At 60.3% G+C, this 17,482-nt stretch carries 17 protein-coding genes; 7 read left to right on the plus strand and 10 right to left on the minus strand.

The features are described 5' to 3' along the window. The 7 genes from pip (at position 1) to U6037_RS01825 (ending at position 9,056) form a co-directional block, all read left to right on the plus strand. Positions 1–972: a prolyl aminopeptidase gene (gene pip, locus U6037_RS01795; protein ID WP_064117068.1), complete on the plus strand. Its 972-nt coding sequence runs from the start codon at positions 1–3 to the stop codon at positions 970–972. Next, positions 969–1,406 carry a D-aminoacyl-tRNA deacylase gene (gene dtd, locus U6037_RS01800; protein WP_007909321.1) on the plus strand — a complete coding sequence of 146 codons (438 nt, stop codon included), beginning with the start codon at positions 969–971 and terminating at the stop codon, positions 1,404–1,406. Before pip ends, dtd begins: the two co-directional genes overlap by 4 nt. A 306-nt stretch (positions 1,407–1,712) precedes the next feature. Further along, positions 1,713–3,494 carry a glucan biosynthesis protein G gene (locus U6037_RS01805; protein ID WP_322845604.1) on the plus strand — a complete coding sequence of 594 codons (1,782 nt, stop codon included), beginning with the start codon at positions 1,713–1,715 and terminating at the stop codon, positions 3,492–3,494. Next, a complete protein-coding gene (gene mdoH / locus U6037_RS01810) occupies positions 3,487–6,057 on the plus strand; it encodes a glucans biosynthesis glucosyltransferase MdoH (protein WP_322845605.1) in 2,571 nt (856 codons plus the stop codon). The genes U6037_RS01805 and mdoH overlap by 8 nt, the downstream gene beginning before the upstream one ends. A 360-nt stretch (positions 6,058–6,417) precedes the next feature. After that, positions 6,418–7,215, plus strand: a complete 798-nt coding sequence (locus U6037_RS01815; protein ID WP_034152980.1) for a transporter substrate-binding domain-containing protein — start codon at positions 6,418–6,420, stop codon at positions 7,213–7,215. Between the two features lie 154 nt (positions 7,216–7,369). Continuing rightward, a complete protein-coding gene (locus tag U6037_RS01820; RefSeq protein ID WP_322845606.1) occupies positions 7,370–8,329 on the plus strand; it encodes an amino acid ABC transporter permease in 960 nt (319 codons plus the stop codon). Continuing rightward, positions 8,322–9,056, plus strand: coding sequence for an amino acid ABC transporter ATP-binding protein (locus U6037_RS01825; protein ID WP_064388890.1), 735 nt, complete (start codon positions 8,322–8,324; stop codon positions 9,054–9,056). The genes U6037_RS01820 and U6037_RS01825 overlap by 8 nt, the downstream gene beginning before the upstream one ends. 159 nt (positions 9,057–9,215) lie before the next feature. Here U6037_RS01825 and U6037_RS01830 read toward each other — a convergent pair whose 3' ends face one another. The 10 genes from U6037_RS01830 to ubiE all read right to left on the minus strand — a co-directional run bounded on the left by U6037_RS01830 (position 9,216) and on the right by ubiE (position 17,359). Next, positions 9,216–11,132, minus strand: a complete 1,917-nt coding sequence (locus U6037_RS01830; protein WP_322845607.1) for a methyl-accepting chemotaxis protein — start codon at positions 11,130–11,132, stop codon at positions 9,216–9,218. Positions 11,133–11,225: 93 nt separating this feature from the next. Further along, complete coding sequence (locus U6037_RS01835) at positions 11,226–11,933, minus strand: 16S rRNA (uracil(1498)-N(3))-methyltransferase (protein WP_322845608.1); 708 nt, start codon at positions 11,931–11,933, stop codon at positions 11,226–11,228. Further along, on the minus strand, positions 11,930–12,721 hold the full coding sequence (gene tatC, locus U6037_RS01840; protein ID WP_007909342.1) for a twin-arginine translocase subunit TatC: 792 nt from the start codon (positions 12,719–12,721) through the stop codon (positions 11,930–11,932). Before tatC ends, U6037_RS01835 begins: the two co-directional genes overlap by 4 nt. Next, positions 12,718–13,200, minus strand: coding sequence for a Sec-independent protein translocase protein TatB (gene tatB / locus U6037_RS01845; protein WP_322845609.1), 483 nt, complete (start codon positions 13,198–13,200; stop codon positions 12,718–12,720). Before tatB ends, tatC begins: the two co-directional genes overlap by 4 nt. A 10-nt stretch (positions 13,201–13,210) precedes the next feature. Continuing rightward, the gene (locus U6037_RS01850) at positions 13,211–13,492 is read right to left on the minus strand and encodes a twin-arginine translocase TatA/TatE family subunit (protein WP_003220847.1); all 282 of its coding nucleotides are present in this window, start codon (positions 13,490–13,492) and stop codon (positions 13,211–13,213) included. A gap of 25 nt (positions 13,493–13,517) precedes the next feature. Continuing rightward, the gene (locus tag U6037_RS01855; protein ID WP_007909355.1) at positions 13,518–13,850 is read right to left on the minus strand and encodes a phosphoribosyl-ATP diphosphatase; all 333 of its coding nucleotides are present in this window, start codon (positions 13,848–13,850) and stop codon (positions 13,518–13,520) included. Then, positions 13,843–14,244 carry a phosphoribosyl-AMP cyclohydrolase gene (gene hisI, locus U6037_RS01860; RefSeq protein WP_007909357.1) on the minus strand — a complete coding sequence of 134 codons (402 nt, stop codon included), beginning with the start codon at positions 14,242–14,244 and terminating at the stop codon, positions 13,843–13,845. Before hisI ends, U6037_RS01855 begins: the two co-directional genes overlap by 8 nt. A 120-nt stretch (positions 14,245–14,364) precedes the next feature. Further along, entirely contained in the window at positions 14,365–15,969 is a 1,605-nt protein-coding gene (gene ubiB / locus U6037_RS01865) for a ubiquinone biosynthesis regulatory protein kinase UbiB (RefSeq protein WP_016984603.1), read from the minus strand. Beyond that, positions 15,966–16,589, minus strand: a complete 624-nt coding sequence (locus U6037_RS01870; RefSeq protein ID WP_322845610.1) for an SCP2 domain-containing protein — start codon at positions 16,587–16,589, stop codon at positions 15,966–15,968. The genes ubiB and U6037_RS01870 overlap by 4 nt, the downstream gene beginning before the upstream one ends. Then, a complete protein-coding gene (gene ubiE / locus U6037_RS01875; protein ID WP_008080626.1) occupies positions 16,589–17,359 on the minus strand; it encodes a bifunctional demethylmenaquinone methyltransferase/2-methoxy-6-polyprenyl-1,4-benzoquinol methylase UbiE in 771 nt (256 codons plus the stop codon). The genes U6037_RS01870 and ubiE overlap by 1 nt, the downstream gene beginning before the upstream one ends. Positions 17,360–17,482: the final 123 nt, after the last annotated feature.

The following is a 17,482-nucleotide window of genomic DNA, read 5'->3' on the forward strand; positions in this document are numbered from 1 at the left end:
ATGCAGACTTTGTTTCCGCAGATCAAACCTCACGCCCGCCACGATCTGGCTGTCGATGACACCCATACGCTGTACGTCGACGAGAGCGGTTCACCCGAGGGTTTGCCGGTTGTGTTCATCCACGGCGGGCCTGGCGCCGGTTGCGATGCGCAGAGCCGTCGCTATTTCGATCCGAACCTGTACCGCATTGTCACCTTCGATCAGCGTGGCTGCGGCCGCTCCACCCCGCACGCCAGCCTCGAGAACAACACCACTTGGGATCTGGTTGCCGACCTTGAGCGGATCCGCAAACACCTGGGCATCGACAAATGGGTGCTGTTCGGCGGTTCGTGGGGCTCAACCCTGGCGCTGGCGTACGCGCAAACCCACCCTGAACGTGTTCACGGTCTGATCCTGCGCGGGATCTTTCTCTGCCGCCCACAGGAAATCGAGTGGTTCTATCAGGCCGGTGCCAGCCGTCTGTTCCCGGATTACTGGCAGGACTACATCGCACCGATCCCGCTGGACGAGCGCGATGACTTGCTCAGCGCTTTCCACAAACGTCTGACCGGCAACGACCAGATCGCCCAGATGCACGCGGCCAAAGCCTGGTCGACCTGGGAAGGGCGCACCGCGACCCTGCGGCCGAACCCGCTGGTGGTCGATCGTTTCTCCGAGCCACAGCGCGCACTGTCGATCGCGCGGATCGAATGCCATTACTTCACCAACAACGCTTTCCTTGAGCCGAACCAGCTGATTCGTGACATGGGCAAGATTGCCCATCTGCCGGGCGTGATCATTCACGGTCGCTACGACGTGATCTGCCCGCTCGACAATGCCTGGGAATTGCATCAAGCCTGGCCGAACAGCGAACTGCAGGTGATTCGCGATGCTGGCCATGCTGCTTCCGAACCGGGCATCACCGATGCACTGGTACGCGCAGCGAGCAACATGGCCCGGCGCCTGCTCGATCTGCCGCCCGAAGAAGCATGAAGGGGCTTTTACAGCGTGTACGCGGTGCGCGGGTTGAAGTGGCAGGCGAAGTCGTCGGCGCGGTAGATCACGGTTTGTTGGTGCTGGTGGCGGTCGAACCCGACGACACGCGTACCAGCGCCGACAAACTTCTGCATAAGCTGCTTAACTATCGGGTATTCAGCGATGCGGAGGGCAAGATGAACTTGTCCCTCGCCGACGTTGGCGGTGGGTTGCTGCTGGTCTCTCAGTTCACCCTGGCTGCCGACACCAAAAGCGGGTTGCGCCCGAGCTTTTCGACGGCAGCGCCTCCCGCGTTGGGCGAGGAATTGTTCGACTATCTATTAAGCAGTGCGAAACAGGTGCATGGCACTGTGGCATCAGGTAGATTCGGCGCCGATATGCAGGTGCATTTGGTCAACGATGGCCCGGTTACCTTTTTGTTACAGACCTGAAAGCGCTTGAAACACCCTTTTTAGGAAATTTCGACTGTTTTTAAGGTGTTTTCGCGATAAATACTTTGTTACCCCTGATGCGTTGTCATGCGGGCTACTAGATAATCGCGCGCACTGGGATCAGCGTTCGCTGGTTCATTTTTGACTTAGGTAGAGACTTGTCTGGATCCGATTGGGGAATCATTTTGCCCCAGCGGAGTCGGAACAATGCTCGCCAACCTGGCATATAGATAGCTAGCCGTTGGTTTTTTGATCTGTTTTCGGCGAGGGTTGCTCGTGATTGTTAGTCCCTGTAATGCAGCAAAAATGTCTGCCAAACGCATGCGAAGTGCCCTGGTAGCGGGTTCGGCGCTCCTGTGCCTGCTCAGCGCCGGTCAGCTTTGGGCGTTCAATCTTGACGATGTATCGGCCAAGGCCAAAGAGCTGGCCGGGCAGAAATTCGAAGCCCCGCGCAGCAACCTGCCGAACGAATTCCGCGACATGAAATTCGCGGACTATCAGAAAATCCGCTTCCTCACCGAAAAGGCTGAGTGGGCTGATCAGAAGACCCCGTTCAAACTGTCTTTCTATCACCAGGGTATGCACTTCGATACACCGGTGAAAATCAACGAAATCACGGCGAACACCGTCGAAGAGATCAAATATGATCCGACCCGCTTCGATTTCGGCGATCTGAAATTCGATCCGAAAGCCACCGAACAACTGGGATATGCCGGTTTCCGTGTGCTTTACCCGATCAACAAGGCCGACAAGCAAGACGAAATCATGACCATGCTCGGCGCGAGTTACTTCCGCGTTGTCGGCAAGGGCCACACCTACGGCCTCTCGGCGCGTGGTCTGGCGATTGATACCGCGCTGCCGTCGGGCGAAGAATTCCCGCGTTTCCGCGAGTTCTGGATTCAACAGCCGAAGCCGGGCGACAAGCATCTGGTGATCTTCGCGCTGCTGGATTCGCCGCGCGCCACCGGTGCCTACCGTCTGATCCTGCGTCCGGGCAGCGACACCATTGTCGACGTCAAAGCGCAGATGTTCCTGCGTGACAAGGTCGGCAAACTGGGCATCGCGCCGCTGACCAGCATGTTCCTGTTCGGCGCCAACCAGCCGTCGAAAGTCCTCAACTACCGTCGTGAACTGCACGACTCCAGCGGTCTGTCGATCCATGCCGGCAACGGCGAGTGGATCTGGCGCCCACTGAACAATCCGAAACACCTGGCCGTAAGCAACTTCAGCGTCGAGAACCCGCGTGGTTTCGGTCTGCTGCAACGTGGCCGCGACTTCAGCCACTACGAAGACCTCGACGACCGCTACGACAAGCGCCCAAGCGCCTGGATCGAGCCGAAGGGCGAGTGGGGCAAAGGCACCGTAGATCTGGTAGAAATTCCGACCGCCGACGAAACCAACGACAACATCGTTGCGTTCTGGAGCCCGGAAAAAATGCCGGAGCCGGGCCAGCCACTGGACTTCGCTTACCGCATGCACTGGACCATGGACGAAGCGGCGATTCACGCGCCGGACAGCGCCTGGGTATCGCAGACTCTGCGTTCGACCGGTGACGTGAAACAGTCGAACCTGATTCGTCAGCCGGATGGCAGCGTTGCCTACCTGGTCGACTTCGAAGGTCCATCGCTGGCTGCACTGACTCCGGATGCTGACGTGCGCAGTCAGGTCAGTGTCGGCGACAACGCCGAACTGGTTGAGAACAGCGTGCGCTACAACCCGGAAACCAAGGGCTGGCGCTTGACCCTGCGGATGAAAATCAAGGACGCGAGCAAGTCGACCGAGATGCGTGCCGCACTGGTTCAGCCAGTCGTGACTGCTGATCTGGCGAAATCGGTGCCAGCGTCCAACTCGTCCGTCGCCAAGGCCGACAAGGTTGCCGCCAAGCAGCAAGAGAAAATCGACAAGGAAGCCAAGGCAGCCGAGGCCAAACAGGCCGACGCCAAGCCAGCCGCAGATGCCAAGGACAAGGCTAATAAAGACGCCAAGCAGCCAGCCGCTGCGGACGCGGCCCCAGCCACACCGGAATCGGCGCCGACTGAAGAAGTCCTGACCGAGACCTGGAGCTATCAGTTGCCTGCCGATGAGTAACTCTCAAGTACAGCCAGAAACTCTCTCCGAGTATCTGGCGCATCTGCCGATGACCGACGAGCAGCGCGCGGAGCTCGCGGGCTGCCAGTCGTTCAGCGAGTTGCATGAACGCCTGTCGTCTTCGACATTCGACGCTCCTGCCGAAGCCGCCCAGGCGTCGGTGGGCAAGCGCCTGATCCTGAGCACCGCCGAAGAACTTGAAGACGCGGAAATGCTGGTGCTCGACGCCAGCGGTCGCGTCAGCATGAAGGCGACGCCGCCGATCCGCCGGACCAAAGTCGTACCGGAGCCGTGGCGCACCAATATTCTGGTGCGTGGCTGGCGCCGCATGACCGGTCGCACCAACCCGCCGCAGCCGCCCAAGGACGAAAACGTCCTGCCGGCCGCGCGCTGGCGCACCGTCGGTTCGATCCGTCGCTACATTCTGTTGCTGCTGATGCTCGGCCAGACCATCGTTGCCGGCTGGTACATGAAAGGCATCATGCCGTACCAGGGCTGGTCGTTCGTCGATCTGGATGAAGTTCTGCATCAGCCGCTGCTGCAAACCGCCACGCAAGTGCTGCCGTACGCGCTGCAAACCAGCATCCTGATTCTGTTCGGGATTCTGTTCTGCTGGGTCTCGGCCGGTTTCTGGACCGCACTGATGGGCTTCCTCGAGTTGCTCACCGGTCACGATAAATACCGTATCTCCGGCAAAAGCGCCGGCAACGAGCCGATTGCCAAAGACGCGCGTACCGCGCTGGTAATGCCGATCTGCAACGAAGACGTACCGCGTGTGTTCGCCGGTCTGCGTGCTACGTTCGAATCGGTGGCTGCCACCGGTGATCTGGATCGCTTCGACTTCTTCGTCCTCAGCGACAGTAACGACACCGACATCTGTGTGGCCGAGCAACAGGCCTGGCTGGACGTCTGCCGTGAAGCCAAAGGCTTCGGCAAGATCTTCTATCGCCGCCGTCGTCGTCGCGTGAAACGCAAGAGCGGCAACCTCGACGACTTCTGCCGTCGCTGGGGCGGTGACTACAAGTACATGGTCGTGCTCGACGCCGACTCGGTAATGAGCGGTGAGTGCCTGACCAGTCTGGTGCGCTTGATGGAAGCCACGCCGGATGCCGGCATCATCCAGACCGCGCCGCGTGCATCGGGCATGGACACCCTGTATGCGCGCATGCAGCAGTTTGCGACCCGCGTGTACGGCCCGCTGTTTACGGCCGGTCTGCACTTCTGGCAGTTGGGTGAATCCCACTACTGGGGTCACAACGCGATCATCCGCATGAAGCCGTTTATCGACCACTGCGCCCTGGCGCCGTTGCCGGGCAAAGGCGCGTTCTCCGGTGCGATCCTGTCTCACGACTTCGTTGAAGCCGCGCTGATGCGCCGTGCCGGTTGGGGCGTGTGGATCGCCTACGACTTGCCGGGCAGCTACGAAGAACTGCCGCCGAACCTGCTCGACGAACTCAAGCGTGACCGTCGCTGGTGCCACGGCAACCTGATGAACTTCCGTCTGTTCCTGGTTAAAGGCATGCACCCGGTGCACCGTGCGGTGTTCCTGACCGGCGTGATGTCGTACCTGTCGGCGCCGTTGTGGTTCTTCTTTCTGGTGTTGTCGACCGCGCTGCTGGCGGTGAATACGCTGATGGAGCCGCAGTACTTCCTCGAACCGCGTCAGCTCTATCCGCTGTGGCCACAATGGCACCCGGACAAAGCGATCGCGCTGTTCTCGACGACCATCGTGCTGCTGTTCCTGCCGAAACTGTTGAGCATCATCCTGATCTGGGCCAAGGGCGCGAAAGAGTTCGGCGGCAAGTTCAAGGTGACCTTGTCGATGCTGCTGGAGATGCTGTTCTCCATGCTGCTGGCGCCGGTGCGGATGATTTTCCACACCCGTTTCGTGCTGGCCGCATTCCTTGGCTGGGCCGCGACTTGGAATTCGCCGCAACGTGACGACGACTCGACACCGTGGAGCGAAGCGGTCAAACGCCACGGCCCGCAGACCCTGCTGGGTTTCTGCTGGGCGCTGCTGGTGATCTGGCTGAACCCGAGCTTCCTCTGGTGGCTGGTGCCAATCGTCGGTTCGCTGATGCTGTCGATTCCGGTGTCGGTGATCTCCAGCCGTGTCGGTCTGGGCCTGAAATCCCGTGACGAGAGCCTGTTCCTCATCCCTGAGGAATACAATCCGCCACAGGCGCTGCTGGCGACTGATCAGTACACCCACGAAAATCGTTACCACGCCCTCAACGACGGTTTCGTCCGTGCGGTGGTCGATCCTCAGCAGAACGCTTTGGCGTGCTCGCTGGCGACTTCGCGTCACGGTCAGGCCGAGCCGATTGAATGGCTGCGTCAGGAACGTGTGCGTCACGCGATCAAGGTGGGCCCGGCCGGGCTGAACAACCATGATCGTCTGCAACTGCTGAGCGATCCTGTGGCTTTGGCGCGTTTGCATGAGCAGGTCTGGGCCGAAGGTCATGCCGAGTGGCTGGATGCCTGGCGGGCTTCGGTGAAAGCCGATCCGCATGCGCCTTTGCTGCCGTTGCGACCGGTGAGTCTGCAGGCGCAACCGGCCTGATGAAGAAACCCCGCGATGTTGCGGGGTTTTTTTTTTGCCTGCTGTAAAGCCCCTCACCCTAGCCCTCTCCCAAAGGGAGAGGGGACTGACCGCGTTGGATGTTCGAGATACGCCGACCTGAGATATCGAGTCGAACTCAAGTTTTGAACATTCCCCGATCTGCTCCCTTTCCCCCTCGCCCCCTTGGGGGAGAGGGCTGGGGTGAGGGGGGAGCCCTTGATTGTTAAACAAATCGTCCATTAAACCTTGTGCAAAAAAACGAGTGCGTTAGCATCCGTTCCCGAATTGGCGCACCCGGGCTTTTTTGCCTGCCTCTGTTGGTTTTCGCGCCGCACACGCAATGGTTTTGGGGACTTGAAGATGAAGAAGTATCTGTCGATGCTGCTGGTCGGCGTCACGGCACTGGTTGCAGTCAATGCGGCGCAGGCCGGCGCAATCGATGACGCGGTCAAGCGCGGCACGCTGAAAGTCGGTATGGATCCGACCTACATGCCGTTCGAAATGACCAACAAGCGCGGCGAAATCATCGGCTTTGAAGTCGACATCCTCAAAGCCATGTCCAAGGCTATGGGCGTCAAACTGGAACTGGTTTCGACCGGGTACGACGGCATCATCCCGGCGCTGATGACCGACAAGTTCGACATGATCGGCAGCGGCATGACCCTGACTCAGGAACGCAATCTGCGCCTGAACTTCAGTGAACCGTTCATCGTGGTCGGCCAGACCCTGCTGATCCGCAAGGAGCTGGAAGGCACCATCAAGTCGTACAAAGACCTGAACACCGCCGACTACCGCATCACCTCCAAGCTCGGCACCACCGGTGAGATGGTCGCCAAGAAGCTGATCTCCAAAGCCAAGTACCACGGCTACGACAACGAGCAGGAAGCCGTGCTCGACGTGGTCAACGGCAAGGCTGATGCCTTCATCTATGACGCCCCTTACAACGTGGTTGCGGTGACCAAGGTCGGTGCCGGCAAACTGGTGTTCCTCGACAAGCCGTTCACCTACGAGCCTTTGGCGTTTGGTCTGAAGAAGGGTGACTACGACAGCCTCAACTTCATCAACAACTTCCTGCACCAGATCCACGAAGACGGCACCTACGATCGCATCCATGACAAGTGGTTCAAGAGCACCGAGTGGCTCAAGGACATGGAATAACGCCGGTCTGCCAGACCGCGTCGCTTCAATCGCGGGCAAGCCCGCTCCCACAGGTTTAGCGCCGAACACAAAATTTGTGCTCACCTAAAACACTGTGGGAGCGAGCCTGCTCGCGGAGAGGCCCTCCAGAGCAACACAAAATCCGGAACCTGCAATGAAACAGAAAAAAGCCCAATGGCCCTGGCACGTCCTCACCGTGCTGGTGCTGGTCGGCCTGGCCGGCGCGTTGTATTACGCGACGTCGCTGATGTCCTACGAATGGCGCTGGAACCGCGTGCCGCAGTACTTCGCCTATCAGGCGGAAGAAACCCAGCGTGCCACCGACATCTCTACCGTCACTGAGCTGGTGCGTAAGGCCGGTAGCGCTGTCGTCACCCTGCGCAATGACGCCGGTGACGAGCAGCACCTGACCGTCGACGAGAACAGCCTGCAATTCGCTCAGGGCGACGATGTGGCTGAAGGCGACGTCGTGGGCGTGACCCGGCATTGGGCGGCAGGGCCGCTGTTGTGGGGGCTGTGGACGACGCTTTGGCTGTCGGTGGTTTCGGGTGTACTGGGTCTGTTGATCGGTCTGGTCACCGGCCTGTGCCGTCTGTCGAACAACCCGACCCTGCGCGACCTCTCGACGATCTATGTCGAACTGGTACGCGGCACGCCGCTGCTGGTGCAGATCTTCATTTTCTACTTCTTCATCGGCACGGTGATGAACCTGTCCCGCGAATTCGCCGGGATCGCCGCGCTGTCGCTGTTCACTGGCGCCTACGTGGCTGAGATCATCCGTTCCGGCGTGCAATCGATTGCCCGTGGCCAGAACGAAGCGGCGCGTTCGCTCGGGCTGAGTGCTGGTCAGTCGATGCGTCACGTGGTGTTGCCGCAGGCGCTGAAACGCGTGCTGCCACCCTTGGCTGGGCAGTTCATCAGTCTGGTCAAGGACACCTCGCTGGTGTCGGTGATCGCCATCACCGAGCTGCTGAAAAGCGGCCGTGAGGTCATCACCACCTCGTTTTCGCCGTTCGAGATTCTGTTCTGCGTCGCCGGCCTGTACCTGTTGATCAACCTGCCGCTGTCGAAAATCGCCAGCCGGCTTGAGCGGAGGCTCGCGCAAAGTGATTGAAGTCCGCGATCTGGTAAAAGTCTTCGACACCCGTGGGCAAGTGGTGCGCGCGGTGGATAACGTCAGCACCACGGTGGCCAAGGGCGAAGTGCTGGTGGTCATCGGCCCGTCCGGTTCCGGCAAGTCGACCTTCCTGCGCTGCCTCAATGGTCTGGAAGAGTTCGACTCCGGCTCGGTGAGCATCGACGGCCTACAACTGGCGGACCCGAAAACCGACGTCAACGCCTACCGCCGCGAAGTCGGCATGGTCTTCCAGCATTTCAACCTGTTCCCGCACATGACCGTGCTGGAAAACCTCTGTCTGGCGCAAAAAGTCGTGCGCAAGCGCGGCAAGAAAGAGCGCGAAGCCAAGGCGATGGAATTGCTGAAAAAGGTCGGCATTGCACAGAAGGCCAACGAGTTTCCCTCACGCCTGTCGGGCGGTCAGCAACAGCGCGTGGCGATTGCCCGGGCGCTGGCGATGGAGCCAAAGGTGATGTTGTTCGATGAGCCGACGTCGGCGCTCGACCCGGAAATGGTCGGCGAAGTGCTGGACGTGATGAAGAACCTGGCCGTGGAAGGCATGACCATGGTTTGCGTGACCCACGAGATGGGTTTCGCCCGGGAAGTGGCGGATCGGGTGTTGTTTTTCGATCACGGCAAACTGCTGGAAGATGCTGCGCCGGCAGAGTTCTTTGATGCGCCGAAGGATCCGCGTGCGCAGGCCTTCTTGCGTCAGGTCCTCTAAAAGCGGCGGCCTTGGGGGGCGCTAATCGCGAGCAGGCTCACTCCTACAGTGGTTTTGTGTTGTTGCACAAAAGGTGTGAACACCGCAAAACCTGTAGGAGTGAGCCTGCTCGCGATAGCATCACCTCGGTTCACAGTGAACCGAGGTGGATGAATCACCTCAAACCTTGAAGCGACCCACCAGCATCTGCAGATGCGTCCCCAGTCGCGCCAGCTCGACGCTGGACGCCGCCGTCTCTTCACTCGCCGCCGAGGTCTGATCCGACACGTCCCGCACATTCAGCACGCTACGGTTGATCTCTTCAGCCACCGCGCTCTGCTGCTCGGCCGCTGCGGCAATCTGCTGGTTCATCGCCTGAATTGCCGAAACGGTGCGGGTGATGCTTTCCAGCGAACCACCGGCACGACGGGTCAGCTCAACGCTGCTGTCGGTGAGGGTGCGGCTGTTGTCCATGATCGTTGCCACTTGCTGGGTGCCGTTCTGCAGGCCGACGATCAGCTCTTCGATCTCTTCGGTGGACTTCTGCGTGCGTTGCGCGAGGCTGCGCACTTCATCGGCTACCACGGCGAAACCGCGGCCGGCTTCACCGGCACGCGCGGCCTCGATGGCGGCGTTGAGGGCCAGCAGGTTGGTTTGCTGGGCCACGGATTTGATCACGTCGAGGACGCTGCCGATCTTGTCGCTCTCGCGCTTGAGCTCGCCCATGGCTTCGGTGGAGTGACCAACTTCAACGGCCAGACGCTCGATCTGCGCGATCGCTTCGCCGACGACTTTGTCGCCTTCGCGCGCTTGCTGGTCGGCGGCGACGGCGGCTTCAGACGCTTCCTCGGCGTTGCGCGCAACTTCCTGCACGGTGGCGGCCATTTCGTTCATGGCGGTGGCGACCTGATCGGTCTCGATTTTCTGATTGTTGACCCCGGCGCTGGTCTGCTCGGTCACCGCCGACAGTTCTTCAGCGGCGCTGGCGATTTGGGTGACGCCATCGCTGATCCCGCCGACCAGTTCACGCAGGCCTTGGGTCATGCTCTGCATCGAGCGTTGCAGTTGGCCAAGTTCATCGCGGCGCAGGGACACCAGGTTGTGGGTCAGGTCGCCAGCGGCCACGCGTTCGGCAACTTTCAGGGTCTGGTTCAGCGGGATGATGATCTGGCGAGTGATCGCCCAAGCGGCCAGCAGACCGAACGCCACAGCCAGTAAGGTGGCGATGATCAGCATGTTCTTGGCATGCGCGGCATCGGTGTCGCGCACCACGGTTTGCGATTCAGTGAGTTTCTTGCTGACGTCGATGAGGGTGTCGCCCTGCGTCGACATGCGCGCGGCGGCCTTGGCGTTGTTGACCTGCGAATCGCGGAACTGAGCGACCGCTGCGCGATAGGCTTTGATCGAGTCAGTCGCCTGTTGCAGGTTGGCGATGTGCTGTTCCGGCAGTTTGGCCGGCAGGCTGTCGAGGTTTTTCAGGGCGTTGTCGATGGCGTCGAGCGCCGGTTGCTCGGCCTCAGCCTTGCCGCTGTAGGTGTAGCCGCGCACTTGGTAGCGTGCTTGCTGCAGCAGTTTGCTCAGCTCGATCACGCTGTTGAATTGCGCAACGCTGTCACCCGCCAGCATGGATTTTTCCACTTCCGCGACTTTCGCCACGGCGTTGTCGGCACTGGCGCCAAGCTTGCTGCGGGCGTCTTCGCGCTGCACGGTGGCTTGGGTCATGTCGGCAAAGGCGCGTTTGTATTCGGCAACGGCGGCCAGTTGTTGATCGACCATCGCCGCATCGGCCGGCTGTTCAATCAGGCTGCGTGCGGTTTGCAGGCCGCTGTCGAGTTTGCCGAGCAGGTCGTTGACCACGCCCGGGCCTTGCTCGCCACGGCGCGCTTCGTAGTCCAGACGCGCCAGGCGCAGGTCCTTGGTCAGCTCGTTGAGGCTGGAGATAAAGCCGAGTTTGTCACCGCGGCTGATGATGCCGCTCATGCCGGTCCAGCCGGTGAAGGTGATCAACAGTGTCAGCAACAGCACCAAGCCGAAACCGATGCCCAGCTTGCGTTTGACGCTGACGTTTCCAAGACTCTCGGCTAACCAACGGTACATGCGACCACTCCCTTCGGACCACTAATTGGACTTATGGAGAGGGTATCGGCCGAATGATGGCAATCTGTAACACCATTTATCCGGTGCGCAGAATCAGAAGAGCCGGGCGAGCAGGGCGGTGACGGCGGTTTCGACGCGCAGGATGCGCTCGCCGAGTTGCACCGGTTGCAGGCCGGACTTGGCCAGCAGATCGATTTCGTAGGGAATCCAGCCGCCTTCAGGACCGATGGCCAGCGTCACCGGTTCGCTGAGCGCGCGCGGGCACGGTGGGAAGTTGCCGGGATGGCCGACCAGACCGAGGGTGCCGTCGGTAATCGCTGGCAGCCGATCCTCAACGAAAGGCTTGAAGCGTTTCTCGATGATGATTTCCGGCAACACGGTGTCGCGGGCCTGTTCGAGGCCGAGGATCAGTTGCTCACGAATCGCCTCAGGCTCAAGAAACGGCGTCTGCCAGAAACTCTTCTCGACCCGGTAGCTGTTGACCAGAATCACCTTCGCCACGCCCATGGTCGCCACGGTCTGAAACACCCGGCGGAGCATTTTCGGGCGGGGCAGCGCCAGTACCAGGGTCAGCGGCAGTTTGGCCGGTGGTGGCTGATCGAGGGTGATGCGCAATTCGGCTTCACCCGCTTCCAGACGCAGCAATTCAGCCGAACCCATCAGCCCGTTGATGCGGCCGACGCGCAGGCTGTCACCGACTTCCGAACGGTGAACTTCCTGCATATGGGTCAGGCGTCGATCACGCAGCACTACGCGGTCGGCCGCAATGAAGTCGGCCTCTTCGAGCAACAGCAGGTTCATGCCTGGGTCGCTGGCGGCTGGTCGTTGTGGTCGTCGGCCGGGTTCTCGTCCGGGCGTTCGCGCTTGCTGATCAAACCACCGAACAGGATGCCGATTTCAAACAGCATCCACATCGGCACGGCCAGCAGGGTCTGCGAGAAAATGTCCGGCGGCGTCAGGATCATGCCGACCACAAAGCAGCCGATGATCACGTACGGGCGGATCTTCTTCAGGTAGGCCACGTCGACCACGCCGATCCACACCAGCAGCACCACGGCTACCGGGATCTCGAACGCCACGCCGAAAGCGAAGAACAGCGTCATGACGAAATCGAGGTAACTGGCGATGTCGGTCATCATTTCCACGCCAGCCGGAGTGGCTGCGGCGAAGAATTTGAAGATCAGCGGGAACACGAAGTAATAGGCGAACGCCATGCCGGTATAGAACAGCAGAATGCTCGACACCAGCAACGGCACCGCGATGCGTTTCTCATGCTTGTACAGGCCCGGCGCGATAAAGCCCCAGATCTGATGCAGAATCACCGGGATCGCGAGGAATAGCGAGACCATCATCGTCAGCTTCAGCGGCGTCAGGAACGGCGACGACACGTCGGTGGCGATCATCGTCGCGCCGACCGGCAGGTACTGGCGCAGCGGTGTCGAGACGAAGGTGTAGATCTGCTGGGTGAACGCGAACAGCCCGGCGAAGATGATGAAGATCGCCGCGACACAACGCAGCAGGCGGGTGCGCAACTCGGTGAGGTGCGAAACCAGCGGCATGTGCTGGTCGTTTTCGGGGAGATCGCTCATGGGGCTCGCGGCGGTAATGTTGGGTCATGAGGCGCTGGTGTGATCGGCGCGGCGGTTGGAGATACGTGTTCAACCGAGGTTTCTGTGGCAGCAGGCGCGGGTTCTGTCGGCGCTTCAACGGCAGTAGGCGCTGTTGCTGTTGCTGTTGCTGTTGCAACAGTAGGAGCAACGGCCGTAGTCGGCGCATGAATCGTCTGCTGACCTACATGCTCAACCGGCGTCGGCTCCTGCTGAACCGGCGTGAAAATCTTCCGCGCCTCTTGTTCCAGCGACAGAATGTGCTCGTTGTGCAGTTGCCGACGGATCTCGTCGGCACCTATTTCACGTTCAACTTCCTGTTTGATCGCGTTGAAGCTGCGCTTCAGCCGCCCGACCCACAGGCCAGCGGTGCGTGCAGCCCCCGGCAAACGCTCGGGGCCCAGCACCAGCAGGGCCACGAGGCCGACAAGCAGCAGTTCAGAGAAGCTGATACCAAACATTAGTCAGTGCTCACACGTCTTTGCGGATCGGCTCTTCGACTTTCTGCGCCTGCACGTCGATGGTGTGCGGCGGGTTGGCCTGAGCGGTGGCTTGCGGCTGCACCGGTGGCACTGGCTGTGCAGGCGTCACGGTTGGATCAGCGGCCGGTTTTTCATCGTCGTTCATGGCTTTGCGGAAGCCCTTGATCGACTCGCCAACGTCGGTGCCGAGGTTTTTCAGTTTCTTGGTGCCAAACACCAGCACCACAACAACCAGAATGACGATCCAGTGTTTCCAGTCAAAAATGCCCATGTTGCTGTTCCTCTCTAAAAGTTGTTCAGGCGGACGGACGCGAGGCTTTCTCGACGTGTCCGGACAGACCGAAGCGGCGATCCAGTTCATCCAGCACGGCCTGCGGATGCTGCCCCAGTTGGGCGAGCATGACCATGCTGTGGAACCACAGGTCAGCGGTCTCGTAGATCACGTCGCTGCAGTCGCCGCTGATGGCGGCATCCTTGGCGGCAATAATGGTTTCGACCGACTCTTCGCCGACTTTCTCCAGAATCTTGTTCAAACCCTTGTGATACAGACTAGCCACATACGAGCTGTCGGCGGCTGCGCCTTTGCGCTCTTCGAGCACTTCGGCCAGGCGGGTCAGGGTGTCACTCATGTTTGTGTCCTGCGGAATAGATAGCGTGCGGGTCTTTCAGAACCGGGTCGACGGTTTTCCAGTCGCCGTTTTCGAAGACACGGTAAAAGCAGCTTTGACGGCCGGTATGGCAAGCGATGTCGCCGATCTGTTCAACCATCAGGATGATCACGTCGGCGTCACAGTCCAGACGCATCTCATGCAAGGTCTGTACATGGCCGGACTCTTCGCCCTTGCGCCACAGCTTGCCACGGGAACGTGACCAGTAGATTGCACGGTTTTCCGCAGCGGTCAGTTCGAGCGCTTCGCGGTTCATCCAGGCCATCATCAGCACGCGTCCGGTCTTGTGATCCTGGGCAATCGCTGGCACCAGGCCATCAGCGTCCCACTTGATCTCGTCCAGCCAGTTTTTCATCTTCAATTCCCGAAACGCAGCTACGAGCGTTGAGCTTCAAGCTGCAAGTAAAAGCAGATTGCGGTGTTCCTGTAACGTCAGGCTTGCAGCTCGCAGCTTATAACTTGCAGCTGATTCGTGCTATCGGCGAACGACCAGATACAAGCCGACTGCCACCATGATTCCCGCCGGCCAATGCCCCAATTCGTGCAGCGGGCCACCGAGGGCGAGGATCACCCCGCCGGCCAGATGCGCGCAACCGAGCAGGCGCAGGAACCAGTCGTCCTTGCGTTTATGCCACGGTGGCGGCGGGTCGTAAGCGTGTGGCTGGGACATGCGTTCGAGCAGATCGCGGGCCATATTCGCCAGGTGCGGCAGTTGTTCGAACTGGCTCTGCACGTTGCCGAGCAAGGCTTTCGGGCTGACGCGCTCGCGCATCCAGCGTTCGAGAAACGGCTGCGCGGTGTTCCACAGATCCAGATCCGGGTACAGCTGACGGCCGAGGCCTTCGATGTTCAGCAGGGTCTTTTGCAGCAGCACCAGTTGCGGCTGCACTTCCATGTTGAAGCGCCGTGCGGTCTGGAACAGGCGCATCAGCACCTGGCCAAATGAAATATCTTTTAACGGTTTTTCGAAGATCGGCTCGCACACGGTGCGGATCGCCGCTTCGAATTCGTTGAGTTTGGTTTCTGCCGGCACCCAGCCCGAGTCGATGTGCAATTGCGCCACGCGGCGGTAATCACGCTTGAAGAAGGCGAACAGGTTGCGCGCCAGATAATCCTGGTCTTCCGGGGTCAGGCTGCCGACGATGCCGCAGTCGATCGCAATGTATTGCGGGCTCCACGGATTGACGGTGCTGACGAAGATGTTGCCGGGATGCATGTCGGCATGGAAGAAACTGTCGCGGAACACCTGAGTGAAGAAGATCTCCACGCCGCGTTCGGCGAGCATTTTCATGTCGGTGCGCTGGTCGGCGAGGGTCGCCAGATCCGTCACCTGAATGCCGTAGATACGCTCCATCACCAGCACTTTCGGCCGGCACCAGTCCCAATAGACTTGCGGCACGTAGAGCAGCGGCGAGCCTTCGAAGTTGCGCTTCAACTGGCTGGCGTTGGCCGCTTCGCGCAGCAGATCCAATTCGTCGTAGATGGTTTTTTCGTAGTCCTGCACCACGTCGACCGGGTGCAGCAGACGCGCGTCGGCCGAGAGCTTTTCGGCGGCGCGGGCGAGGATGAACAGCCACGCCAGATCCTGCGCGATGATCGGCTTCAGGCCCGGGCGGATCACTTTGACCACGACTTCTTCGCCGGTTTTCAACTGCGCGGCATGCACTTGCGCCACCGAGGCCGAGGCCAGCGGTTCGACGTCGAAACGGCTGAACACGTCGCTGATCTTCTTGCCCAGCTGTTCTTCGATCAGCTTGATCGACAGTTGCGAGTCGAACGGCGGCACGCGGTCCTGCAACAGCATCAGCTCATCGGCGATGTCTTCCGGCAGCAGGTCGCGGCGGGTCGAAAGAATCTGCCCGAACTTGATGAAAATCGGCCCGAGATCCTGCAACGCCAGGCGCAAACGCGCACCCCGACTCAGATCCAGCGGCTTGCGCGGGAACCAGCGCCACGGCAGCACATAGCGCAGCGCCAGAAGGAACCACGGCAACGGCAGATCGAACAGCAGGTCATCGAGGCGGTAGCGGATCACGACGCGCTGGATGCGCAGCAGACGGCGGACGGCGAGCAGCTTCATGCGTTATCGCTTGGGTCGAGGAATCGGGAAAGGCGCTCGAAACGCGCCTCGAGACGTTCCAGATCAAGTTTGATCCGGTCCAGTTCGCTGAACCGCGCTTCGGCTTCGCGCTGCCCGACGAGGGTGCGCGATTCTTCGGCGAGGTATTCGGCGAGGTTCTGGTTGAGGCTGGCAAATCCTTGTTGATACCAGCGCGCGCGGCTGCGCAGATGGCCACCGACCAGTTGCGTGGCGACCGGGCCGAGCCAGCGCGAGAGTTCGTACTCCCAGTCCAGCTCAAGATCCTGCAGCACACCGGCCAGCTCCAGCAGCACACCGCTGTCGCCATCGAGCTCGACTTCCGGGGCATGCAACACCGCGGTCTTGTCTTTGCTCACGGCCAGTTTGATCAGGCTCGAGGCCGGGGCACGCAGGGTGCAGTCGACAGCGGTTTCCCAGTGCGAGGCCAGCATCAAACCTTCGTCGCTCGGCAATATGAACAGTTGCAGCGCCGGGCTGCGGCAGTCGACAGCAATTACCTTGCCGGTCAAATGCGCCAGCCGCGGCAGCGCCGTGCTGTCGAGACGCAGCACCCGGTTGAGGCCGAGTTCAACGCTGGCGAGCAGCCCGGTGAGCAACATCAGGGCTTGATGCCACGGTGCAGGGCGACGATGCCTGCGGTCATGTTGTGATAGGTCACGCGGTCAAAACCGGCGTCGACCATCATCGACTTCAGGGTTTCCTGATTCGGGTGCATGCGGATCGATTCGGCCAGGTAGCGATAGCTTTCCGAGTCATTGGTGATCAGCTTGCCCATCAGCGGCATGAAGGCGAACGAGTAAGCGTCGTAGGCTTTCGACATCAGCGCGTTGGTCGGCTTGGAGAATTCCAGCACCAGCAGGCGACCGCCAGGCTTGAGCACGCGCAGCATTGAGCGCAGGGCGTCTTCTTTGTGCGTCACGTTGCGCAGGCCGAAGGCGATGGTCACGCAGTCGAAATGGTTGTCCGGGAACGGCAGTTTTTCCGCGTCCGCCTGAACGAATTCGACGTTGCCGGCGACACCCAGATCCAGCAGGCGGTCACGACCGACCTTGAGCATCGATTCGTTGATGTCAGCCAAGACCACCTGACCGGTCGGGCCGACCAGGTGCGAGAACTTTTTGGTCAGGTCACCGGTACCGCCGGCGATGTCCAGCACACGGTTACCGCTGCGCACGCCCGACAGTTCGATCGCGAAACGCTTCCACAGACGGTGCATGCCGCCCGACAGAAGGTCGTTCATCAGGTCGTACTTGGCGGCTACCGAGTGGAAAACCTCAGCGACTTTTTCCGCTTTCTGGCTTTCCGGAACGTTTTTGAAGCCGAAGTGAGTGGTGGGTTCGGCATCGCTGCCTTTGCGCTGATCAGTCATATCGCTGTCACCAAAAGAGAATGCGCGACATTCTAATCCCCAAGCCATGCTTTGTCTTGGAATGGCTAAAGGTAAGATGGGCAACCTTCGGGACGATTTGCCGCAGCGGCGGTCAAGATTTAC

This window comes from Pseudomonas sp. B33.4, assembly GCF_034555375.1.
GTDB lineage: Bacteria > Pseudomonadota > Gammaproteobacteria > Pseudomonadales > Pseudomonadaceae > Aquipseudomonas.